Annotated in this window: 18 protein-coding genes and 2 pseudogenes; 14 read left to right on the forward strand and 6 right to left on the reverse strand. The window is 62.9% G+C overall.

The window, feature by feature from the left end:
- Positions 1-2: 2 nt before the first annotated feature.
- Positions 3-773: an electron transfer flavoprotein subunit beta gene (gene etfB / locus CCOS865_RS02385; RefSeq protein ID WP_119137549.1), complete on the forward strand. Its 771-nt coding sequence runs from the start codon at positions 3-5 to the stop codon at positions 771-773.
- A 32-nt stretch (positions 774-805) separates the two neighbouring features.
- Here etfB and CCOS865_RS02390 read toward each other — a convergent pair whose 3' ends face one another.
- Positions 806-1,024: a cold-shock protein gene (locus CCOS865_RS02390; protein WP_119137551.1), complete on the reverse strand. Its 219-nt coding sequence runs from the start codon at positions 1,022-1,024 to the stop codon at positions 806-808.
- A gap of 707 nt (positions 1,025-1,731) precedes the next feature.
- On the opposite strand from CCOS865_RS02390, the gene CCOS865_RS02395 reads away from it, so the two are divergent.
- Positions 1,732-2,520 (forward strand): RHS repeat-associated core domain-containing protein, encoded by a 789-nt coding sequence (locus CCOS865_RS02395; RefSeq protein ID WP_119137553.1) that lies wholly within the window; start codon positions 1,732-1,734, stop codon positions 2,518-2,520.
- 42 nt (positions 2,521-2,562) lie between these two features.
- Here the strand turns inward: CCOS865_RS02395 and gbcA are convergent, their stop codons facing one another.
- Positions 2,563-3,855, reverse strand: coding sequence for a glycine-betaine demethylase subunit GbcA (gene gbcA, locus CCOS865_RS02400; protein WP_119137555.1), 1,293 nt, complete (start codon positions 3,853-3,855; stop codon positions 2,563-2,565).
- A 293-nt stretch (positions 3,856-4,148) separates the two neighbouring features.
- On the opposite strand from gbcA, the gene gbcB reads away from it, so the two are divergent.
- Positions 4,149-5,249 carry a glycine-betaine demethylase subunit GbcB gene (gene gbcB / locus CCOS865_RS02405; protein WP_119137557.1) on the forward strand — a complete coding sequence of 367 codons (1,101 nt, stop codon included), beginning with the start codon at positions 4,149-4,151 and terminating at the stop codon, positions 5,247-5,249.
- 96 nt (positions 5,250-5,345) lie between these two features.
- Here gbcB and CCOS865_RS28635 read toward each other — a convergent pair whose 3' ends face one another.
- On the reverse strand, positions 5,346-6,218 hold the full coding sequence (locus CCOS865_RS28635) for a methyl-accepting chemotaxis protein (RefSeq protein ID WP_425272947.1): 873 nt from the start codon (positions 6,216-6,218) through the stop codon (positions 5,346-5,348).
- Positions 6,201-6,971, reverse strand: a pseudogene (locus CCOS865_RS28640) (MCP four helix bundle domain-containing protein); the annotation flags it as partial. The gene CCOS865_RS28635 and the pseudogene CCOS865_RS28640, both read right to left, overlap by 18 nt.
- 287 nt (positions 6,972-7,258) lie before the next feature.
- Here CCOS865_RS28640 and CCOS865_RS02415 point away from each other — a divergent pair.
- From CCOS865_RS02415 to CCOS865_RS28650, 4 genes and pseudogenes are all read left to right on the forward strand, one after another.
- Positions 7,259-7,489 carry a hypothetical protein gene (locus CCOS865_RS02415; RefSeq protein ID WP_119137561.1) on the forward strand — a complete coding sequence of 77 codons (231 nt, stop codon included), beginning with the start codon at positions 7,259-7,261 and terminating at the stop codon, positions 7,487-7,489.
- The gene (locus CCOS865_RS02420; protein WP_119137563.1) at positions 7,486-7,788 is read left to right on the forward strand and encodes a cell division protein ZapA; all 303 of its coding nucleotides are present in this window, start codon (positions 7,486-7,488) and stop codon (positions 7,786-7,788) included. Before CCOS865_RS02415 ends, CCOS865_RS02420 begins: the two co-directional genes overlap by 4 nt.
- Before the next feature lie 166 nt (positions 7,789-7,954).
- Positions 7,955-8,983: pseudogene (locus CCOS865_RS28645) on the forward strand (HAMP domain-containing protein); the annotation flags it as partial.
- 135 nt (positions 8,984-9,118) lie between these two features.
- Positions 9,119-9,847, forward strand: a complete 729-nt coding sequence (locus CCOS865_RS28650) for a methyl-accepting chemotaxis protein (protein ID WP_425272948.1) — start codon at positions 9,119-9,121, stop codon at positions 9,845-9,847.
- Between the two features lie 126 nt (positions 9,848-9,973).
- Here the strand turns inward: CCOS865_RS28650 and CCOS865_RS02430 are convergent, their stop codons facing one another.
- Positions 9,974-11,014, reverse strand: coding sequence for a threonine aldolase family protein (locus tag CCOS865_RS02430; protein WP_119137567.1), 1,041 nt, complete (start codon positions 11,012-11,014; stop codon positions 9,974-9,976).
- A gap of 305 nt (positions 11,015-11,319) precedes the next feature.
- Here CCOS865_RS02430 and CCOS865_RS02435 point away from each other — a divergent pair, with 305 nt between their 5' ends.
- From CCOS865_RS02435 to fdhA, 7 genes are all read left to right on the forward strand, one after another.
- A complete protein-coding gene (locus CCOS865_RS02435) occupies positions 11,320-12,573 on the forward strand; it encodes a serine hydroxymethyltransferase (RefSeq protein ID WP_119137569.1) in 1,254 nt (417 codons plus the stop codon).
- A 15-nt stretch (positions 12,574-12,588) separates the two neighbouring features.
- Positions 12,589-13,839 carry a sarcosine oxidase subunit beta family protein gene (locus CCOS865_RS02440; protein WP_119137571.1) on the forward strand — a complete coding sequence of 417 codons (1,251 nt, stop codon included), beginning with the start codon at positions 12,589-12,591 and terminating at the stop codon, positions 13,837-13,839.
- Positions 13,840-13,854: 15 nt separating this feature from the next.
- Entirely contained in the window at positions 13,855-14,190 is a 336-nt protein-coding gene (locus tag CCOS865_RS02445) for a sarcosine oxidase subunit delta (protein ID WP_119137573.1), read from the forward strand.
- Positions 14,187-17,201, forward strand: coding sequence for a sarcosine oxidase subunit alpha (locus tag CCOS865_RS02450; RefSeq protein WP_119137575.1), 3,015 nt, complete (start codon positions 14,187-14,189; stop codon positions 17,199-17,201). The genes CCOS865_RS02445 and CCOS865_RS02450 overlap by 4 nt, the downstream gene beginning before the upstream one ends.
- Before the next feature lie 132 nt (positions 17,202-17,333).
- Positions 17,334-17,966: a sarcosine oxidase subunit gamma gene (locus tag CCOS865_RS02455; protein ID WP_119137577.1), complete on the forward strand. Its 633-nt coding sequence runs from the start codon at positions 17,334-17,336 to the stop codon at positions 17,964-17,966.
- A gap of 10 nt (positions 17,967-17,976) precedes the next feature.
- The gene (gene purU, locus CCOS865_RS02460) at positions 17,977-18,834 is read left to right on the forward strand and encodes a formyltetrahydrofolate deformylase (RefSeq protein ID WP_119137579.1); all 858 of its coding nucleotides are present in this window, start codon (positions 17,977-17,979) and stop codon (positions 18,832-18,834) included.
- 302 nt (positions 18,835-19,136) lie between these two features.
- On the forward strand, positions 19,137-20,336 hold the full coding sequence (gene fdhA / locus CCOS865_RS02465) for a formaldehyde dehydrogenase, glutathione-independent (protein WP_119137581.1): 1,200 nt from the start codon (positions 19,137-19,139) through the stop codon (positions 20,334-20,336).
- A 114-nt stretch (positions 20,337-20,450) separates the two neighbouring features.
- Here the strand turns inward: fdhA and CCOS865_RS02470 are convergent, their stop codons facing one another.
- Entirely contained in the window at positions 20,451-21,476 is a 1,026-nt protein-coding gene (locus CCOS865_RS02470; protein ID WP_119137583.1) for an RHS repeat-associated core domain-containing protein, read from the reverse strand.
- Positions 21,477-21,854 lie beyond the last annotated feature (378 nt).

Here is a 21,854-nt window from a genome sequence, read left to right on the forward strand (position 1 = left end):
GCATGACTACCAAAGTGATCAGCCTGGTCTCGATCGGCGCCCACCCGACCTCCGGCCGCACCCGGCGCGCCGAGCAGGACGCCCGCGCGGTGGAGCTGGGCTTGCAGCTGGCTGGGGATAACTTGCAGGTGGTGCATGCCGGCGACCCGGCTGAGGAGGCGTTGCGCGCCTACTTAGGGATGGGCCTGGACCACCTGGATGTGCTGGAACAGCCCGCGGGCGCCGATGTGCTCGGGGTGCTGGGGGATTACCTGCGTGATGCCGGCGCCCAGCTGGTGTTGACCGGCAGCCAGGCCGAGACCGGCGAAGGCTCGGGCATGTTGCCGTTCTTGCTGGCCGAGAAGCTCGGCTGGCCGTTGATCGTCGGCCTGGCTGAGGTCGAGTCCATCGAGAATGGCACCGCCCAGGTCCTGCAGGCGCTGCCACGCGGTCAGCGGCGGCGCTTGAAGGTGCGTCTGCCGTTGTTGGCCACTGTGGATAACGCCGCGCCCAAGCCCCGCCAGAGCGCGTTTGGCCCGGCACGTCGCGGGGTGTTGGCGGCACGCGATGTCGAGGTGGTGGACGATGCGCTGTTCGCCGATGCCGAGCTGCAACCGGCGCGGCCTCGGCCCAAGCGGCTCAAGGTGATCAAGGCCAAGAGCGGCGCCGACCGGATGAAGGCCGCCACGGCCAAGGCCAGCGGTGGCGGCGGCAAGGTGCTCAAGGATGTGTCGCCACAGGAGGGCGCCGAGGCGATCCTCAAGCTGCTGGTGGAGGAGGGCGTGTTGCGCTAGCCGTGCAGCGCACCGGGGCCGCCAGGCGGCCCTCAACCCAGCGCCAGGCCCACGTTGAACGCCACCAGGGTCAACCCCTCCAGCTGTGGATCGAACGTCACGCGTTGCCCTTCCAGCAAGGTGACAGTGCCCAGCACCAGGATCGCGTTACGCGAGACGAAGTAGTCACCACTGCCATCATCGGCGCTGATCATCCCCACGCCGTTGGGCGCGTAAAACCATTTGACGGTACCCGTGACACGCCTGTGCATGAAATCGCCTTGCGGCAAGGTGGGGCTGTTACTTCAGCACACCTCTCAGGCGGCCGAAACTGGCAAAAATGCCAGGTCTCGGCAGCTCACCGCGCTTACCCCCAATCTCTGTTCGCCACTCTGTGGATAAAGTGTTTGCGCATTGCTGTAGCCCAACAGGGTCAGGGCCTTCAGGGTTATGGTCAAAAAACGATCAAGTTAAGCAACGGATTTTCATGGCTTTTTTATTTACAACCCGAGGCGGTCTGGTGAAGTTTCCCACAATCGCTGTTGGCGGGTCTGTGGATAATCTGTTGGGCATCGTCTACAGGGCACGGCTGACAAGGCCTACAGTGGATTGATCAAAAACTGATCGAAACCTCTCGAAAGCTACCGGAGCCACTATAAATAAAGGCTTGTGAGGTTTATCCACAGCGATTTTTCTGCCCCTGCGGATGTTGCACACAAAGTCTGTTGGTGTCTCTGTGGACAAGATGTTCGGGCATCGCTGTAGGCCACAGTTCCAAAGGGTTGTAGGGTTTTGGTCAATATTTGTACAGGTGGGTGTCCGGGCTTTGCTGTTCCTCGGTTTGAGCGCTGTCCACATAACTGCTTCATATCCTGTGGATAAATAGAAAAAAGCCGGTTCTGTACCTAGTATTTTTGCCAGTTTTGACTGGCCGTCACGGTTGCTAGCGTGACTCGGTATTTCCCCAAGGACACTAACTATGAGTGCTACCTATCTGCTGGGCACCGACCGACAGCAATCGACCTTGTGTGGGAGTGGGTTTGCCGCGCGCGCCTATTCGCCTTATGGCGCGCCCTCTGCCACGGCAGGGCCTGCCCTGGGATATGCCGGACATCCTCCAGACCCGCTCACCGGGCACCATCACTTGGGCAATGGCTACCGTGCCTACAATCCGCATCTGCAGCGATTCAACGCGCCAGATCGCCTGAGCCCATTCGACAAGGGGGGGCTCAACAGCTATGCGTACTGCGTCGGTGATCCGATTAACCGTCGCGACCCTAGCGGGCACGAACCTGAGTGGTTGTTACCTGCGCTGGCCGTGGCGACCAGCCTGTTCGGCATGTTCTCCTCCGGCCTGAAAATACGCTCGATGTACAAAGTGACGAAAACCTACAAGGCTCGCATCGAGGGCTTTACGCCTGCATCGGCCGAAGCCTCAGTGCCTTTGCCGCGCAAATTGGATGCAGCGCTTGCGGGTGTGAGTTTTGTGGCGGGCACGGCCGGGCTGGTCTTGGGTGTCGCGCGAATCGCGAAACCGGGAGAGGAATGGCAATCGTGGGCGCTTTTTGGCCTGGGATTGTTATCGATGGGCCCTATGGCGATCGATGCTTGGCGATTGCGTGGCGCCAAGCCTTGGGAGCGATATCCCATCATAAGGGGGGAGCGCCATCAGACGATTCCTGCCTCCGCTCGAACCTCAAGCAACCCTCCGCCGGGAATCAACCTTGACCCTCGGGCCTCGGCGAAATCCATCAGGTCGCCAGGATAGCCAAACAGCGGCGGGCGCCGCTGTCGGCCTGCAGAACGCGCGTTACTGCGCCTTCACTTCCTTCAGGTAAGGCGCCGGCTCCGCCCCGAGGTTCTCCAGCACCCGCTGGCTGTACCAGTCGATGAAGTTCACCACGCCAAACTCATAGGTCTTCGAATACGGCCCAGGCTGGTACGCCGTGGAGTTGATCCCGCGCTGGTTCTCTTCCGCCAGGCGGCGGTCCTGGTCGTTGGTCGCGTCCCACACCTTGCGCATCTGCTCAGGGTCGTAATCGACGCCTTCGACCGCGTCCTTGTGCACCAGCCACTTGGTGGTGACCAGGGTCTCCTGGGCGCTGATCGGCCACACGGTGAAGACGATCATGTGATCGCCCATGCAGTGGTTCCACGAGTGCGGCAGGTGCAGGATGCGCATCGAGCCGAGGTCGGGGTTCTTGATCCGCCCCATCAGCTTCTTGCACGCCTGCTTGCCGTCCATGGTCATCGACACGGTGCCCTTGAGCAGCGGCATGCGCACGATGCGGTTACGCAGGCCGTGGCTCTTGTGCAGGTAGGGGATCTTTTCGGCGTCCCAGGCGGCGGCCGAGGCGGCCACGTGGTCCTTGAAGGCCTGGTCGGCGCGTGGGTCTTCGGTGTCGTCCCACTCGAGCAGGGTCTTCAGCAGCTCAGGGTGCGAGCCGCTGCAGTGGTAGCACTCGCGGTTGTTTTCCAGCACCAGCTTCCAGTTGGCCTTTTCCAGCAACTGGGTCTGCACCGCGATCTTGGTGTTCTCCATGTCGTACGGTTCCATGTAATGGTCCAGCGTGGCCAGGAACTCGTCGATGGCGGGCGGGTTTTCCGCCAGGCTGATGAAGATGTAGCCACCTGCGACCTTCACGTTCACAGGCTTGAGGCCGTACTCCTTCATGTCGAAGTCGGCGCCCATCTCGGTGCCGGCGAACAGCAGGCGGCCGTCCAGCTCGTAGGTCCACTGGTGGTAATGGCAGACCAGCTTGGCCACCTTGCCCTTGTCGCTGGTGCACAGGCGCGAGCCGCGGTGGCGGCAGACGTTGTGGAAGGCATGCACCTTGCCTTCGGCGCCACGGATGACGATGATCGGGTTCTTGCCGATCTGCAGGGTGATGAAGTTGCCCTTGGCCGGGATCTCGCTGGTCATGCCGGCGATCAGCCACTCCTTGTGGAAGATCTCCTGCATGTCGATCTGGAACAGACGCTCGTCGGTGTAGAACGGCTGGGGCAGCGAGTAGGTGCGCTCGCGGGTCTGCAGCATCTCGGCGGTGGCCTTGCGTGCAGCTTCCAGTGGATCGCCCAGGCTCAGGGTTGCGGTGACGTCCATCGTTTTATCCTCATGGCCGATAAGGGCCGGCGAAAGGTGGCTAATCGTTATTGTGGTTGGCGCAAGGCACGTGCAAAAAACATCAGGTCCATTTGCCGTGGAGTGTGCGATTACCCGCGCCTCGATCCGTATCCATGGGCGACATGGCCGAATCGAATTCCGACGCGCCAGCCCTTGTCCAGCGGGGCTGGTCGCGATAAGCACGCCGATGTCGCTGGCAGGAAAGTGCCAGCCCCCGCGCTTGAGCATTATCGGAGCCATAAAAGGCCGGTAGTCGGCCGCTGGAGAAGAACATGTCCGATACCTTCCTCAACCCGGTCAGCACCCAGACCTGGGCCAATGGCCGCCACATCGTGCGCTGCGTCAAGGTCATCCAGGAAACCTGGGATGTACGCACCTTCTGCTTCATGGCCGACCAGCCGATCATGTTCTTCTTCAAGCCGGGCCAGTTCGTCACCCTGGAGCTTGAGATCGACGGCAAGCAGGTGATGCGCTCGTACACCATCTCCAGCTCGCCGTCGGTGCCGTACAGCTTCTCCATCACCGTCAAGCGGGTGCCGGGCGGGCATGTCTCCAACCACCTGCACGACACCATGCACGAAGGGGCCGAGCTGCCGGTGCACGGGCCGGTGGGGCTGTTCAATGCCATCGATTTCCCGGCGCCCAAGGTGCTCTACCTGAGCGGCGGTGTGGGGATCACTCCGGTGATGTCGATGGCCCGTTGGTTCTATGACACCAACGCCAATGTCGACATGGTCTTCGTGCACAGCGCGCGTTCACCGAAAGACATCATCTTCCACCGCGAGCTGGAGCAGATGGCCTCGCGGATCCCCAACTTCAGCCTGCATATCATTTGCGAGAAGCACGGGCTGGGCGAGCCGTGGGCCGGGTATCGCGGCTACCTGAACCAGCGCCTGATGGAGCTGATAGCGCCGGACTACATGGAGCGCACGGTGTTCTGCTGCGGGCCGACGCCCTACATGAGCGCGGTCAAGCGCATGCTCGAAGCGGTCGGCTTCGACATGAAGAACTACCACGAGGAGTCGTTTGGCGCGACGCCGGCCGAGGCCAAGGCGGATGCGGTGGAGCATGCCGAGCAGGCGGCGGATGCGCCGGAAGTGGACCTGTCGGATCTGAACCTGGTGGAGTTCGTCGGCAGCGACAAGAGCATTCGCGTGGCCCCGGGCGAGACCGTGCATGCGGCGGCGGCCAAAGTCGGGCTGATGATTCCCAAGGCCTGCGGGATGGGCATCTGCGGGACCTGCAAGGTGCTCAAGCTGGGCGGCGAGGTGGAGATGGAGCACAACGGCGGGATTACCGAGGACGACGAGGCCGAGGGCTACATCCTGTCGTGCTGCAGCGTGCCGAAAGGGGATGTGCGGATCGAATATTGAGCTTCAAGCGTTGAGCTTCAAGCCGCAAGTAACAGCCGGTTGTACGCCGATCTGCTGTTTCTTGTAGCTTGAAGCTCATGGCTTGCAGCTGCTGTCTCAGGTACGGAAGCGCGCCACCAAACCGTTCAAATCCACCGCCAGGCGCGACAGCTCGGCACTGGCCGCGCTGGTCTGGTGGGCGCCGGTTGCGCTCTGCACCGACAGGTCATTGATGTTGACCAGGTTGCGGTCCACTTCCCGCGCCACCTGCGCCTGCTCTTCGGCCGCACTGGCGATCACCAGGTTACGCTCGTTGATCTGCGCCACCGCACCGGCGATGGTGTCCAGCGCCAGGCCCGCGCCGCGGGCGATGTTCAGGGTCGATTCGGCGCGCTCGGTGCTGGTACGCATCGAGTCCACCGCCTCTTCGGTACCACCCTGGATGGTGCCGATCATCCGCTCGATCTCGCTGGTCGACTGCTGGGTGCGGTGAGCCAGTGCACGTACCTCATCCGCCACCACGGCAAAACCACGGCCAGCCTCACCGGCACGCGCGGCTTCGATCGCGGCGTTCAGCGCCAGCAGGTTGGTCTGGTCGGCCAGGCCGCGGATCACATCGAGTACCTTGCCGATATCGCGCGACTGCTCCGCCAGGTGGGTGATCAGCTTGCCGGTGGCCTGCACATCACCGCTCATGCGTTCGATGGCACCGACGGTCTCCATCACCAGGTCACGCCCATCACCGGCCGAACGGCTGGCTTCGGCGGAGGCCTCGGAGGTGCTCACGGCGTTGCGTGCGACTTCTTCCACGGCGCTGGTCATTTCGGTGACGGCGGTGGCCGCCTGTTCGATTTCATTGTTCTGCTGCTGCAGGCCACGCGCGCTCTCGTCGGTGACACTGTTGAGCTCTTCGGCGGCCGAGGCCAGCTGAGTGGCGGAGCCGGCGATCAGGTGCAGGGTGTCGCGCAGTTTGTCCTGCATGCGCCCCATGGCCCGCAGCAGGCGTGCGGCTTCGTCGGTGCCCTCGGCACGAATGACCTGGGTCAGGTCGCCGTCGGCCACGCGCTCGGCAGCCTGCAGCGCGTCGTCGATCGGTTTGACGATGCTGCGGGTCAGCAGCAGGGCGCAGAGCAAGGTCAGTGCGGTGGCGGCGATCAACAGGCCGATCACCAGGGTAAAGGCGCTCGAGTACTGGCTGGCGGCGGTCTGGTTGGTCTGGCGGGTCTGCTCGGTGTTGATCCGTACCAGGTTCTCCATGACCTTGTTGATCTGCTCGGAGTTGGCCAGCAGGTCACGGTTGAGCAGGTCGCCGAGCTCCTCCAGGCGGTTGGTCTGGCTCAGGGTGCGCATGCGCGACTCGAGCTGGCGGTACTGGCCGAGCAGTTGCACGTACTGATCGTAGGCGGCTTGCTCGTCGGCCGCGCTGATCAGCGGCTCGTACGCGCGCTTGGCCTGGTCGATCTGGGTATTGCGCTCGTCGAGCAGGCGCAGGGTCTCCTGCTGGGTGGCCGGCTCGCGGTTGATCAGCAGCCGGTACGACAGGCTGCGCAGGCGCAGGTTGAGCGCGTTGAGCTCATCGAGGGTCTTGATGCTCGGCACGCTGATGCTCTCGATAGCCACCCCGGCCTGGCGAATGTTGCCCATCTGGATCAGCGAAAAGACGCCAAGGCCGAGCATCAGCACGCCGATCAGGGCGAATCCGAGCAGCGCGCGCGGGGCGATATTCATGTTGCGTAGGGACATGGTGGGGGAGCATCCAGAGGAGGAAGAGGGGCGCGGGGGCCTTTGCGACGAAACAAGACCTACTGAGCTATCGGTCGTGACCGGCCAGTCTTGAGTCGACGGCGATGAAAACTGCGTACTGGCCAGGTGTTTTCCTGACCGGCGGTTGACCCAGGTCGGAACAAGGTTGGCGATCCCCGGTCAATCTGCCCAGGCTGAAGCCTTTTGATCCCGATATTTAATGGCGGGGGCGCGTGCTGTTCTTTATCCTGTGCGCCCTTTGCAACAACCCGAGATAGACAGACCCCATGTTGGAAACCTCCCTGAATCAACTCGAGCAACTGGTCACCGACCTGATGCAGAAAAACGCCCAGCTGAGCGAGCAGAATGCCGCCGTCGCCCAGCAACTGGCCCAGGCCAAAGAAGAAAACGACAGTCTGCAGCTGTCGCTGATGGAACATGAAGAGAAAAACGGTGCCGCCGCCGCGCGCATCCAGGCCCTGGTCGAGCGTGCTAGCGCCGGTGTCGTCAACGCATGAAACTGCAAGCGCAGCCGATCAATGTCGTGTCGATCCTAGGCAGCGACTACTCGATCAAGGCGCCCGAAGGCCAGGAAGAGACCCTGTCGCAGGCTGTGCGGATGCTCAACACCGCCTTGGCTGAAACCAAGCGTCAGTACCCGACCCTGATCGGCGACAAGCTGCTGGTGCTGGCAGCGTTGAACCTGTGCTCCAAGCAGATCGAACTGCAGAAAGCCCATCAGCAGACGCTCGAGCGCACCCAGGCGCAGATCGACGCTACTGTCGATGCCATCGTCCGGACGATCGGCGAAGCCTGAATATTTTGGGGCTGCGCAGCAGCCCCAATCGTTTCTGGAATATTGTCACAGTAATCTGGAATAACTGGATACGTAAGTGTATACACTTCCCCCAAAACAATATTTGGCGGGGAGCAAGGGCATGCGTATCTGGCGTCGAAGCATTCAGTGGCAGTTGATCGCAAGCATGGGCGCAGCCCTGCTGGCGAGCATTCTGGTGGTAGTGATCATCTTTACCGCGGCGCTCAACCGCCTGACCGAGCGCTACCTGCTCGACACGGCCCTGCCGGCCAGCATCGAAGCGATCCGCAACGACATCGAGCGCATGCTCAGCCAGCCCTTGGTGGCGGCCGCCGACATTGCCGGCAACACCCTCCTGCGTGACTGGCTGGCCGCCGGCGAAAACCCCGCCGAAGCGCCGCGCTTCATCGAATACCTGCAAGCCGCCAAGCAGCGCAACAACGCCTTCACGGCGCTGTTTGCCTCGACTGTGAGCGGCCATTACTACAACGAGAACGGCCTCGACCGCACCCTCAGCCGCGAGAACCCCAAGGACAAATGGTTCTACGGCTACACCGACAGTGGCGCCGAGCGCCTGATCAACATCGACATCGATGGCGCCACCGGCGAAGTGGCGTTGTTCATCGACTACCGGGTGGAAAAGGACGGCCAACTGGTCGGCGTCGCCGGCATGGGCCTGCGCCTGACCGAACTGTCGAAACTGATCCACGACTTCAGCTTTGGCGAGCACGGCCGGGTGATGCTGGTGCGCAACGACGGCTTGATCCAGGTCCATCCGCAAAACCAGTTCAGCGCCAAGCGCCAGCTCAGCGAACAGATCGGTGGCGAAGCGGCCAAGGCCGTCATGGCCCAGGGCCAGAGCCTGCACAGCAGCCGCTTCACTCGCGATGGCGAGGCGTACCTGGCCCTCGGCCTGCCGTTGCGCGATCTCAACTGGACCCTGGTGGCCGAAGTGCCAGAGGCGCAGATCTACGCGCAGATGCGCCAGGCAGTGTGGCTGACCAGCCTGATCGGCGGTGCGGTGGCATTGGTCTCGCTGCTGCTGGTGGTGCTGCTGGCGCGCGGGCTGGTGCGGCCGATTCGCCAAGTGACGGCGGCGCTGGTGCAGATCGGTAGCGGGGGCGGCGACCTCAGCCATCGCCTGAACGACGCCCGCGAGGATGAGCTGGGCGACCTGGCGCGGGGCTTCAACCGTTTTCTCGACAGCCAGAGGGCGTTGATCGGCGATGTGCTGCGCACCACCGAGCGCCTGCATCATTCGGTGGCGCAGGTGACCCAGGTGGTCGACGACACCGCGCAGCGCTCCGGGCGCCAGCAGGAGATGACCGAAATGGTCGCCACTGCGGTGCACGAGATGGGCCTGACCGTGCAGGAGATCGCCCACAGCGCCGGCAATGCCGCGCAGGCCTCGCAGGCGGCGCGTGACGAAGCGTTGCAGGCGCGTGAGGTGGTGCAGCGCTCGGTGCAGGGCATTGAAGGCATGTCCGGTGAGATTGGCCGGGCGGCAACCGCCGTCGAACAGTTGGCGACCGAGGTGGCCTCGATCGACGAAGTGCTGGCGGTGATCCGCAGCGTCTCCGAGCAGACCAACCTGCTGGCGCTGAATGCCGCCATCGAAGCGGCCCGGGCAGGGGAGATGGGGCGCGGCTTTGCCGTGGTGGCCGATGAGGTGCGGACCTTGGCCCGGCGCACGCAGCTGTCCACCGATGAAGTGCAGCAGATGATCCAGCGGCTCAAGCAAGGGGCGGGCACGGCGGTGGCCTCGATGCAGGCCGGGCAGTCGGCGACGGGCAGTGGGGTCGAGTCGAGCCAGCGTACCGGCGCGTCGTTGGGGGCGATCACCGATCAGGTGGAGCGCATCAGCGACATGAACCACCAGGTGGCGACGGCGACGGAGGAGCAGTCGGCGGTGACCGAAGAGATCAACCGCAATGTGCAGGGGATTTCCGACCTGGCGCGGCAGACGGCGGCCGAGGTGCAGGGGTGTCGGCAGGAGTGTCAGGCCTTGCGCGGCCTGGCCGATGACCTGGCGCGGCAGATGGGTGGGTTCAGGCTGTAGCGGTTGTAGTGCTGCTGATGGCCTCTTCGCGGGTAAACCCGCTCCCACAGGATTCTCTGTAATGGCCCTGATTTTAGGGGCTCCACAGAACCCTGTGGGAGCGGGTTTACCCGCGAAAGCGGTCGATCAGCCAGCGACGATCGCGCGGATATCCGCAGCCAGTTCACGCACCCGCGCTTCCTCGGTATCCCAGGAGCACATGAACCGTGCCCCACCACTACCAATAAAGGTATAGAACCGCCAGCCCCGGCCACGCAGCGCTTCGATCGCCGGCTCCGGCATCTGCAGGAACACCCCGTTGGCCTCCACCGGGAACATCAGCTCGACCCCCGGCAAGTCACTCACCAGCGACGCCAGCAACTGCGCGCAATGGTTGGCGTGATTGCCATGGCGCATCCAGGCACAGTCTTCGAGAATCCCCACCCAAGGCGCGGACAAGAAACGCATCTTCGACGCCAGTTGCCCGGCCTGCTTGCAGCGGTAGTCGAAGTCTTCGGCCAGCTCGCGGTTGAAGAACAGGATCGCCTCGCCCACCGCCATGCCGTTCTTGGTGCCGCCAAAGCACAGCACATCGACGCCGGCCTTCCAGGTCAGCTCAGCCGGCGAGCAACCGAGGAACGAGCAGGCATTGGTAAAGCGCGCGCCGTCCATGTGCAGGTTCAGGCCCAGCTCCTTGCAGGTGGCACTGATCGCCTTGAGCTCGTCGGGGCGGTACACGGTGCCGACTTCGGTGGCCTGGGTGAGGGTGACCACGCGTGGCTTGGGGTAGTGGATGTCCTGGCGCTTGATCGCGACCTCGCGGATCGACTCCGGGGTCAGCTTGCCATTGACGCTGGGCGCGGTGAGCAGCTTGGAGCCGTTGGAGAAGAACTCCGGCGCGCCACATTCGTCGGTCTCGACGTGGGCGGTCTCCGAGCAGATCACGCTGTGGTAGCTCTGGCACAACGAGGCCAGGGCCAGCGAGTTGGCGGCGGTGCCGTTGAAGGCGAAAAACACCTCGCAGTCGGTTTCGAACAGCTTGCGGAAGTATGCCGAGGCGCGCTCGGTCCACTGGTCGTCGCCGTAGGCGCGTTCGTGACCCTGGTTGGCCTTGGCCATCGCCGCCCAGGCTTCTGGGCAGATTCCGGAATAGTTGTCGCTGGCGAATTGTTGGCTGTTATCTGTCATGACACGGTCCTGTGAACGACGCAGATCAGCACTCTAAACCATGATTCCGGTGGTTGCCTATACAACCGGGTGGCGCGCTGTTCATGCCGGCCTCATCGCGGGCGAGCCCGCGCCTACAGACGCCTGTAGGAGCGGGCGTGCCCGCGATGAGGCCATGACTGAGCCAACCGCGTTTCAACGAATGTCGTAAACGCGCCATTGCAAGGCGTGCGCAGGCATCTGACTCCCCTCGGCCAGTCATACCATCGGCACAAAGGGGCACTGAACCCTACTGACAAAAAATGATCGCTGCCGGGAGATACATGATGTTCAGCAAGCAAGACCAGATCCAGGGTTACGACGACGCACTGCTGGCGGCGATGAATGCCGAGGAACAGCGTCAGGAAGATCACATCGAACTGATCGCCTCCGAAAACTACACCAGCAAGCGCGTCATGCAGGCCCAAGGCAGCGGCCTCACCAACAAATACGCCGAAGGCTACCCGGGCAAGCGCTACTACGGTGGCTGCGAGCACGTCGACAAGGTCGAGGCACTGGCCATCGAACGCGCCAAGCAGCTGTTCGGCGCCGACTACGCCAACGTCCAGCCGCACTCCGGCTCGTCGGCCAACAGCGCCGTCTACCTGGCGCTGCTGCAGGCCGGTGACACCATCCTGGGCATGAGCCTGGCCCACGGTGGTCACCTGACCCACGGCGCCAAGGTGTCGTCTTCGGGCAAGCTGTACAACGCCGTTCAGTACGGGATCAACACCGACACCGGCCTGATCGACTACGACGAGGTCGAGCGCCTGGCCGTCGAGCACAAGCCGAAGATGATCGTCGCCGGCTTCTCGGCCTACTCCAAGACCCTCGACTTCCCGCGCTTCCGCGCCATCGCCGACAAGGTCGGGGCGCTGCTGTTCGTCGACATGGCCCACGTCGCCGGCCTGGTCGCCGCTGGCCTGTACCCTAACCCGATCCCTTTCGCCGACGTGGTCACCACCACTACCCACAAGACCCTGCGCGGTCCACGTGGCGGCCTGATCCTGGCCAAGTCCAACGAAGCGATCGAGAAAAAGCTCAACGCTGCGGTCTTCCCGGGCGCCCAGGGCGGCCCACTGATGCACGTCATCGCCGGCAAGGCGGTGTGCTTCAAGGAAGCGCAAGAACCTGAGTTCAAGACCTACCAGAAGCAAGTCATCGACAACGCCCAGGCCATGGCCCAGGTGTTCATCGAGCGCGGCTACGACGTGGTCTCCGGCGGTACCGACAACCACCTGTTCCTGGTCAGCCTGATTCGCCAGGGCCTGACCGGCAAGGACGCTGACGCAGCCCTGGGCCGCGCGCACATTACCGTCAACAAGAACGCCGTGCCCAACGACCCGCAGTCGCCGTTCGTCACTTCCGGCCTGCGCATCGGCACCCCAGCTGTCACCACCCGCGGCTTCAAGGTTGCCCAGTGCGTCGCACTGGCCGGCTGGATCTGCGACGTGCTCGACAACCTGGGCGACGCCGATGTCGAAGCCGACGTTGCCAAGCAGGTCGCCGCGCTGTGCGCCGACTTCCCGGTCTACCGCTGAGTGGAGTAACACACCATGCAACGCTATTCGGGCTTCGGCCTCTTCAAACACTCCCTCAGCCACCACGAAAACTGGCAGCGCATGTGGCGCACGCCGACCCCTAAAAAGGTCTATGACGTGGTGATCGTTGGCGGCGGCGGGCACGGCCTGGCCACCGCTTACTACCTGGCCAAGGTGCACGGCATCACCAACGTGGCCGTGGTCGAGAAAGGCTGGCTGGGCGGCGGCAACACCGCCCGTAACACCACCATCGTGCGTTCCAACTACCTCTGGGACGAATCGGCCAAGCTCTACGAACACGCCATGAAACTGTGGGAAGGCCTGTCGCAGGACATCAACTACAACGTGATGTTCTCCCAGCGCGGCGTCTACAACCTGTGCCACACCCTGCAGGACATCCGTGACTCCGAGCGTCGGGTCAGCGCCAACCGCCTCAATGGCGTCGATGGCGAGCTGCTCAACACCGACCAGGTGGCGGCAGAGATCCCTTACCTCGACTGCTCGAAGAACACCCGCTACCCGATCCTCGGTGCGACCGTTCAACGGCGTGGCGGCGTCGCCCGTCACGATGCCGTGGCCTGGGGCTTCGCGCGTGCCGCCGACGCCCTCGGCGTGGACCTGATCCAGCAGACCGAAGTGACCGGTTTCCGCAAGGAAAACGGCGCCGTGATCGGTGTCGAAACCAACAAAGGCTTCATCGGTGCCAAGCGCGTCGGTGTGGTCACCGCCGGTAACTCCGGGCACATGGCGCGCCTGGCGGGCTTCCGCTTGCCGCTCGAGTCGCACCCGCTGCAAGCGCTGGTGTCCGAGCCGATCAAGCCGATCATCGACAGCGTGATCATGTCCAACGCCGTGCACGGTTACATCAGCCAGTCGGACAAAGGCGACCTGGTCATCGGCGCCGGTATCGACAGCTGGGTCGGCTACGGCCAGCGCGGCTCGTACCCGGTCATCGAACACACCCTGCAGGCGATCGTCGAGATGTTCCCGATCCTCTCCCGGGTGCGCATGAACCGCCAATGGGGCGGCATCGTCGACACCTGCCCGGACGCCTGCCCGATCATCTCCAAGACCCCGGTGAAGAACCTGTTCTTCAACTGCGGCTGGGGCACCGGCGGCTTCAAGGCGACCCCAGGTTCAGGCAACGTCTTCGCGGCGAGCCTGGCCAAAGGCGAGATGCACCCGCTGGCCGCGCCATTCTCCATCGACCGTTTCTACAACGGTGCGTTGATCGACGAACACGGCGCCGCGGCCGTCGCCCACTAATCGGAGACAATCGTCATGTTGCATATTTTCTGTCCCCACTGCGGCGAGCTGCGCTCCGAAGAAGAGTTCCACGCCTCAGGCCAGGCGCACATCGCCCGCCCGCTGGACCCGGCTGCCTGCTCCGACGAGGAGTGGGGTACCTACATGTTCTTCCGCGACAACCCGCGTGGCATTCACCACGAGCTGTGGGACCACGTCGCCGGTTGCCGCCAGTATTTCAACGTCACCCGTGACACCGTGACCTACGAAATTCTGGAAACCTACAAGATCGGCGAGAAGCCGCAGATCACCGCCAACGGCAAGTTGAGCGCCGGTGCATCGACCGTCAAAGGCCAGGGGGAAAAAGTATGAGCCAGACCTATCGCCTCGCCAGCGGCGGCCGTATCGACCGCAGCAAGGTCCTGAACTTCACCTTCAACGGCAAGACCTACCAGGGTTATGCCGGTGACAGCCTGGCCGCCGCGCTGCTGGCCAACGGTGTCGACATCGTCGGCCGCAGCTTCAAGTATTCGCGTCCGCGCGGCATCGTTGCCGCCGGCACCGAAGAGCCGAACGCGATCCTGCAGATCGGCTCCAGCGAAGCCACCCAGATCCCCAACGTGCGCGCCACCCAACAGGCGCTGTACGCAGGCCTGGTAGCCACCAGCACCAACGGCTGGCCGAACGTCAACAACGACGTCATGGGCATCCTTGGCAAGGTTGGCGGCAGCATGATGCCGCCGGGCTTCTACTACAAAACCTTCATGTACCCCAAATCGTTCTGGATGACCTACGAGAAGTACATCCGTAAAGCCGCCGGCCTTGGCCGCGCGCCGCTGCAGAACGACCCGGACAGCTACGACTATATGAGCCAGCACTGCGACGTGCTGATCGTCGGTGGTGGCCCTGCTGGCCTGGCCGCTGCCCTGGCCGCGGGCCGTAGCGGTGCCCGCGTTATTCTTGCCGACGAGCAGGAAGAGTTCGGTGGCAGCCTGCTGGACACCCGCGAGACCCTCGACGGCAAGCCGGCCGCCGACTGGATCGCAGCCACCCTCGCCGAGCTGCAAGGCCTGGCGGAAGTCACCCTGCTGCCGCGCGCCACGGTCAACGGTTACCACGACCACAACTTCCTGACCATTCACGAGCGCCTCACCGACCACCTCGGTGACCGCGCGCCGATCGGCCAGGTTCGCCACCGCGTGCACCGTGTACGTGCCAAGCAGGTCGTGCTGGCCGCTGGCGCCCACGAGCGTCCGCTGGTGTACGGCAACAACGATGTGCCGGGCAACATGCTCGCCGGCGCAGTGTCGACCTACGTGCGTCGCTATGGCGTCGCCCCGGGCCGCAAGCTGGTGCTGTCGACCAACAACGACCATGCCTACCGCACCGCGCTGGACTGGCACGACGCCGGCCTGCAAGTGGTCGCCATCGCCGACGCCCGCCATAATCCACGCGGGTCGCTGGTCGAGGAAGCACGTGCCAAGGGCATCCGCATCCTCACCTCCAGCGCCGTGGTCGAGGCCAAGGGCAGCAAGCACGTGACCGGCGCCCGCGTGGCCGCCATCGACGTGCCGGGCTTCAAGGTCACCAGCCCCGGTGAAGTGCTCGAGTGCGACCTGATCGCCACCTCCGGCGGCTACAGCCCGATCGTCCACCTGGCGTCGCACCTGGGCGGTCGCCCGGTCTGGCGTGAAGACATCCTCGGCTTCGTGCCGGGCGATGCGCCGCAGAAACGCGTCTGCGTCGGTGGCGTGAATGGCGTCTACCCGCTCGGTGACGTGCTCGCCGACGGCTTCGAAGGCGGCGTTCGCGCAGCTACCGAAGCCGGCTTCAAGGCCACCACCGGCACCTTGCCGAAAACCGTCCAGCGCAAGGAAGAGGCCACCGTGGCGCTGTTCCAGGTGCCGCACGACAAAGGCAGCAAAGGCCCGAAACAGTTCGTCGACCAGCAGAACGACGTCACCGCCGCCGGCATCGAGCTGGCAACGCGTGAAGGCTTTGAGTCGGTCGAGCACGTCAAGCGCTACACCGCGCTGGGCTTCGGTACCGACCAGGGCAAGCTGGGCAACATCAACGGCCTGGCGATTGCCGCCCGTTCCCTGGGGATCACCATCCCGGAAATGGGCACCACCATGTTCCGCCCCAACTACACCCCGGTGACTTTCGGCGCGGTAGCCGGCCGTCACTGCGGCCACCTGTTCGAGCCTGTGCGCTTCACCGCCCTGCATGCCTGGCACGTGAAAAACGGCGCCGAGTTCGAAGATGTCGGCCAGTGGAAACGCCCGTGGTACTTCCCCAAGCCGGGCGAAGACATCCATGCCGCGGTAGAGCGTGAGTGCAAGGCCGTGCGCGACAGCGTTGGCCTGCTCGACGCCTCGACCCTGGGCAAGATCGACATCCAGGGCGCGGATGCGCGCGAGTTCCTCAACCGCGTGTACACCAACGCCTGGACCAAGCTCGACGTCGGCAAGGCGCGTTACGGCCTGATGTGCAAGGAAGACGGCATGGTCTTCGACGACGGCGTCACCGCCTGCGTCGCCGACAACCACTTCATCATGACCACCACCACCGGCGGCGCTGCACGCGTGCTGCAGTGGCTGGAGCTGTACCACCAGACCGAATGGCCGGAGCTCAAGGTGTACTTCACCTCGGTCACCGACCACTGGGCGACCATGACCCTGTCCGGCCCGAACAGCCGCAAGCTGCTCGAGCAGATCAGCGACATCGACCTGGACAAAGAGTCGTTCCCGTTCATGAGCTGGAAGGAAGGCCACGTCGGCGGCGTGCCGGCGCGGGTGTTCCGCATCTCGTTCACCGGCGAGCTGTCGTACGAAGTCAACGTCCAGGCCAACTACGCCATGGGTGTGCTGGAAAAGATCGTCGAGGCCGGCAAGCAGTTCAACCTGACCCCGTACGGCACCGAGACCATGCACGTACTGCGTGCCGAGAAGGGCTTCATCATCGTTGGCCAGGATACCGATGGCTCGATGAACGCCGACGACCTCAACATGAGCTGGTGTGTCGGGCGCAACAAGCCGTACTCGTGGATCGGCCTGCGCGGCATGAACCGCGAAGACTGCCTGCGTGAAGACCGCAAGCAACTGGTCGGCCTCAAGCCGGTCGATCCGCAGAAGTGGCTGCCGGAAGGCGCCCAGCTGGTCTTCGACCCCAAGCAGCCGATCCCGATGGACATGGTCGGCCACGTGACCTCCAGCTACGCCTCCAACTCCCTGGGCTATTCGTTTGCCATGGGTGTGGTCAAGGGCGGCCTCAAGCGCATGGGCGAGCGGGTGTATTCGCCGCAGGCCGATGGCAGCGTGATCGAGGCCGAGATCGTGTCTTCGGTGTTCTTCGATCCGAAGGGTGAGCGGCAGAACGTCTAAAGGCTCCTGGAAATCCTGTAGGCGCGGGCTTGCCCGCGAATGCGAGGGTGGCTGCAACGCCGCCTTCGCGGGTAAACCCGCTCCTACAGGGATCGCGTCGCTCCGAAGAACAGAATTCAAGGCAGGTAACAAATGAGCGCTATCAACGTCTTCCAGCAACACCCCGGCGCCGATGCCAAGGCACAGACGCCGCTGCACCACGCAGACCTCGCCAGCCTGGTTGGCAAGGGCCGCAAGAACGCAGGCGTGACCCTGCGTGAAAAGAAGCTTCTCGGTCACCTGACCATCCGTGGCGACGGCCATGACCCAGCGTTCGCCGCCGGCGTGCACAAGGCCCTGGGCCTCGAGCTGCCGGTCGCGCTGACCGTGGTCGCCAGCGGCGAGACCTCGCTGCAGTGGGTCGGCCCCGATGAGTGGCTGCTGATCGTCCCGGGCGGCCAGGAGTTGGCGGTCGAGCAGAAACTGCGCGACGCCCTCACTGGCCAGCACATCCAGGTGGTCAACGTCAGCGGCGGGCAGAGCCTGCTCGAACTGCGCGGGCCGAACGTGCGTGACGTGCTGATGAAGTCCACCAGCTATGATGTGCACCCCAACAACTTCCCGGTCGGCAAGGCTGTCGGCACCGTGTTCGCCAAGTCGCAACTGGTGATCCGCCGCACCGCCGAAGACACCTGGGAGCTGGTGATCCGCCGCAGCTTCGCCGATTACTGGTGGCTGTGGCTGCAGGACGCTTCGGCCGAATACGGCCTGAGCATCGAAGCCTAAGGAGAGCGACATGAGTCGGGCACCGGATACCTGGATTCTGACCGCCGACTGCCCGAGCATGCTCGGTACCGTCGATGTGGTGACGCGTTTCCTCTACGAGCAACGCTGCTATGTCACGGAGCACCACTCCTTCGATGACCGGCTGTCGGGGCGCTTCTTCATTCGCGTCGAGTTCCGCCAGCCGGACGATTTCGACGAGGCGGGCTTCCGTGCCGGCCTGGCCGAGCGCAGTGATGCGTTCGGCATGACCTTCGAGCTGACCGCGCCCAATCACCGCCCCAAGGTGGTGATCATGGTGTCCAAGGCCGACCATTGCCTGAACGACCTGCTGTACCGTCAGCGCATTGGTCAGCTGGGCATGGACGTGGTCGCGGTGATCTCCAACCACCCGGACCTCGAGCCGCTGGCGCACTGGCACAAGATCCCGTACTACCACTTCGCCCTCGACCCCAAGGACAAGCCGGCGCAAGAGCGCAAGGTGCTGCAGGTGATCGAGGAGAGCGGGGCCGAGCTGGTGATCCTGGCGCGCTACATGCAGGTGCTGTCGCCTGAACTGTGCCGCCGCCTGGACGGCTGGGCGATCAACATCCATCACTCGCTGCTGCCGGGGTTCAAGGGCGCCAAGCCGTATCACCAGGCTTACAACAAGGGCGTGAAGATGGTCGGTGCGACTGCGCACTACATCAACAACGACCTCGATGAAGGCCCGATCATTGCCCAGGGGGTCGAGGTGGTGGATCACAGCCACTACCCTGAGGACCTGATTGCCAAAGGGCGGGATATCGAAGGCCTGACACTGGCGCGGGCCGTGGGGTATCACATTGAGCGGCGGGTGTTCTTGAACGCCAATCGGACTGTGGTGCTCTGACTATTTTGGGGCTGCTTTGCAGCCCATCGCAGGCAAGCCAGCTCCTACAGGTAGCGCGCCGTTCTTGAGACAGCGCGGTCCCTGTAGGAGCTGGCTTGTCCTGCGATGGGCCGCAAAGCGGCCCCGGCTATCTTCCATCCTCCTCCGCCCCGCTGACGCCCCCTGACAAGTCGTTGTCGTTTCCAGTCACGGCATCCCGCCGCCACAAGCCCACAATTCCCCCATTCCAGTAACACATGCCGCCCATGGATGGCGGCGCTTCAACCAACGCTGCATAAGTACAAATCAAGCGAGGTAAGAGCATGTCTGGTAACCGTGGAGTGGTGTATCTCGGTGGCGGCAAAGTCGAGGTGCGAAACATCGACTACCCCAAAATGCAGGACCCACGCGGCAAGAAGATCGAGCACGGGGTGATCCTCAAGGTGGTCTCCACCAACATCTGCGGCTCCGACCAGCACATGGTCCGCGGCCGCACCACCGCTCAGGTTGGCCTGGTCCTGGGCCACGAAATCACCGGCGAAATCATCGAGATGGGCCGCGACGTCGAGCGCATGAAAATCGGCGACCTGGTGTCCGTCCCGTTCAACGTGGCCTGCGGCCGCTGCCGCTCGTGCAAAGAGATGCACACCGGTGTCTGCCTCACCGTCAACCCGGCCCGCGCCGGTGGCGCGTACGGCTACGTCGACATGGGTGACTGGACCGGCGGCCAGGCTGAATACGTGCTGGTGCCCTACGCCGACTTCAACCTGCTGAAACTGCCGGATCGCGACAAGGCCATGGAAAAGATCCGTGACCTGACCTGCCTGTCCGACATCCTGCCCACCGGCTACCACGGCGCAGTCACGGCCGGCGTTGGCCCCGGCAGCACCGTCTATGTCGCCGGTGCCGGCCCGGTCGGGCTGGCTGCCGCTGCGTCGGCACGGCTGCTGGGCGCCGCCTGCGTGATCGTCGGCGACCTCAACCCGGCTCGCCTGGCGCACGCCAAGTCGCAGGGCTTCGAAGTGGTCGACCTGTCCAAGGACACCCCGCTGCACGAGCAGATCGTCGACATCCTCGGCGAGCCGGAGGTGGACTGCGCCGTGGACGCCGTCGGCTTCGAGGCGCGCGGCCATGGCCACGAGGGCGCCAAGCATGAAGCACCGGCCACGGTGCTGAACTCGCTGATGCAGGTGACCCGCGTTGCCGGCAACATCGGTATCCCAGGGCTGTACGTGACCGAAGACCCAGGCGCGGTGGATGCCGCCGCCAAGATCGGCGCGCTGAGCATCCGCTTTGGCTTGGGCTGGGCGAAATCGCACAGCTTCCACACCGGGCAGACCCCGACCATGAAGTACAACCGCCAGTTGATGCAGGCGATCATGTGGGACCGGATCAATATCGCGGAAGTGGTTGGGGTGCAGGTGATCAGCCTGGATCAGGCGCCTGAGGGGTATGGCGAGTTTGATGCTGGGGTGCCGAAGAAGTTTGTGATTGATCCGCACAAGACGTTTAGTGCGGCTTAACGTGAGTTTATAAGCAGCGCCCCTCCTATGAGGGGCGTTGTTTTTGCGTACCGTGTATTTTTTGCGCGTCGTCCCACGCCAGACACTCATAGGCGCTCGGGGCCTGGGCTCTGCTTAAATGCTTGCCCGCCTCACTATGATCGAATCGTCCATTGTTCCGTACAGGTTAGGTGTACTGGCATGACGGCTGGGCAATAGCGACATAATGCTTGCTCGAGGTGCGGTGGGATCAAAGGGACTATAATTTGAAGCTATTGACATGATGCTGGCGCGTGGTGCGAAGGCCACCGACATGATGCTCACCCGGGGTGCCATGGGATCATAGGGGCTATAATTGAGCGGGATTCCCATGCTTTCGGCGCTCGGTGCAGATGGGCCAGCGGCAGCGAGCACTGCGTTTTCAGCACCGATGAGTTTTTTTTGTTTTTTAGCGAGTTTTATATTGAGTTTTTCAATGTTTGCGCTAATGGCGTTTGCTTTTTTTTCCATTTCGTTGAGTGTTGCAGTCACCTCTGGCGACGCTCTTCCAAAGCGCCTGTGTTGATCGGCTTCTGTGGCAGTGCCTTTTTTATAAATCACGGACATTTTGTCGAGATAGTCATTCTTGCTCTTAATGTCGGTAGTGGTGTTTGTGACCTTTTTCTGGTAGTAGGCTACATTTTTGGTAGGCCTCCCAAGCTTTATGTGTCCGGTAGGATCTGAATTGTTTACAGGGTCGCCTGCACAATAGCTGTACGCGTTTATCCCCCCCGCACCGAAGGGGCTCATGCTGTCAGGCGAAAGAAATCGCATCATCGTTGTTGCATACGCACGATAACCTAGTCCGAGTAGGTAACTCTTCGCTACGCTCTCAAAATGTTCGCCGTTGAAGCCAAGCTGCGTCATTGTTGAGGGAAGTTTTGAGGTGTACCCATATGCGGAATACACATGCCGTTCTGCATTTTTTTGGTCTTTAGCTTTTAGCACTGATCCCATTTGATCTGTTGCCAATAGGCCTGAAGTTTGCTCGCCGGCGACATTATTTTCAGCCAAAGGCTGATCGGCAGCGCGAAAAATTGTCCGGCTCTGGCCGTCCGATTTCACAGTGATCAGCTTGTTGTTCTGGTAGAAAAACTGATTGGTGAGGGCTTTCTTTTTCATCGATATGAACCCATTGTCTGCTGAGAGTGCGGTGCACGTACACGGTCCCGCAAATGAGTATTTAGGCGATTGAGATGCGTGGCTACTGGCAGAAATGATAGGTGGGCGCTTTAAAACGGGAGTATTTAGGGCGAGTTCCTACGTAATGTGAGGATATTCCTCACATGCCGGCTCTGGTAGTTGGTAGCTCTGGGAAATATCCTACACATTCTGTCGACTCCCGTCTGATTGCCCTGGGAATCCTCGCCCTCTAGGCTCACCGGGTCGCTGAACGGTTCAGCGATCGGGTGTGGAAACCCGGCAGTTTGCATGATGGTTGTCGTTATGACGGCTGTACGCGGGAGGTCTAAGGACCTGCCGGGTTCATCATGCACCGGT

It is taken from the genome of Pseudomonas reidholzensis (assembly GCF_900536025.1).
Taxonomy (GTDB): Bacteria; Pseudomonadota; Gammaproteobacteria; order Pseudomonadales; family Pseudomonadaceae; genus Aquipseudomonas; species Aquipseudomonas reidholzensis.

Coding starts and splice junctions, on each gene's coding strand:
- etfB (WP_119137549.1), top strand. CDS start 3: ATGACTACCAAAGTGATCAGCCTGGTCTCGATCGGCGCCCACCCGACC.
- CCOS865_RS02390 (WP_119137551.1), bottom strand. CDS start 1,024: ATGCACAGGCGTGTCACGGGTACCGTCAAATGGTTTTACGCGCCCAAC.
- CCOS865_RS02395 (WP_119137553.1), top strand. CDS start 1,732: ATGAGTGCTACCTATCTGCTGGGCACCGACCGACAGCAATCGACCTTG.
- gbcA (WP_119137555.1), bottom strand. CDS start 3,855: ATGGACGTCACCGCAACCCTGAGCCTGGGCGATCCACTGGAAGCTGCA.
- gbcB (WP_119137557.1), top strand. CDS start 4,149: ATGTCCGATACCTTCCTCAACCCGGTCAGCACCCAGACCTGGGCCAAT.
- CCOS865_RS28635 (WP_425272947.1), bottom strand. CDS start 6,218: ATGGGGCGCATGCAGGACAAACTGCGCGACACCCTGCACCTGATCGCC.
- CCOS865_RS02415 (WP_119137561.1), top strand. CDS start 7,259: ATGTTGGAAACCTCCCTGAATCAACTCGAGCAACTGGTCACCGACCTG.
- CCOS865_RS02420 (WP_119137563.1), top strand. CDS start 7,486: ATGAAACTGCAAGCGCAGCCGATCAATGTCGTGTCGATCCTAGGCAGC.
- CCOS865_RS28650 (WP_425272948.1), top strand. CDS start 9,119: ATGGTCGCCACTGCGGTGCACGAGATGGGCCTGACCGTGCAGGAGATC.
- CCOS865_RS02430 (WP_119137567.1), bottom strand. CDS start 11,014: ATGACAGATAACAGCCAACAATTCGCCAGCGACAACTATTCCGGAATC.
- CCOS865_RS02435 (WP_119137569.1), top strand. CDS start 11,320: ATGTTCAGCAAGCAAGACCAGATCCAGGGTTACGACGACGCACTGCTG.
- CCOS865_RS02440 (WP_119137571.1), top strand. CDS start 12,589: ATGCAACGCTATTCGGGCTTCGGCCTCTTCAAACACTCCCTCAGCCAC.
- CCOS865_RS02445 (WP_119137573.1), top strand. CDS start 13,855: ATGTTGCATATTTTCTGTCCCCACTGCGGCGAGCTGCGCTCCGAAGAA.
- CCOS865_RS02450 (WP_119137575.1), top strand. CDS start 14,187: ATGAGCCAGACCTATCGCCTCGCCAGCGGCGGCCGTATCGACCGCAGC.
- CCOS865_RS02455 (WP_119137577.1), top strand. CDS start 17,334: ATGAGCGCTATCAACGTCTTCCAGCAACACCCCGGCGCCGATGCCAAG.
- purU (WP_119137579.1), top strand. CDS start 17,977: ATGAGTCGGGCACCGGATACCTGGATTCTGACCGCCGACTGCCCGAGC.
- fdhA (WP_119137581.1), top strand. CDS start 19,137: ATGTCTGGTAACCGTGGAGTGGTGTATCTCGGTGGCGGCAAAGTCGAG.
- CCOS865_RS02470 (WP_119137583.1), bottom strand. CDS start 21,476: ATGAAAAAGAAAGCCCTCACCAATCAGTTTTTCTACCAGAACAACAAG.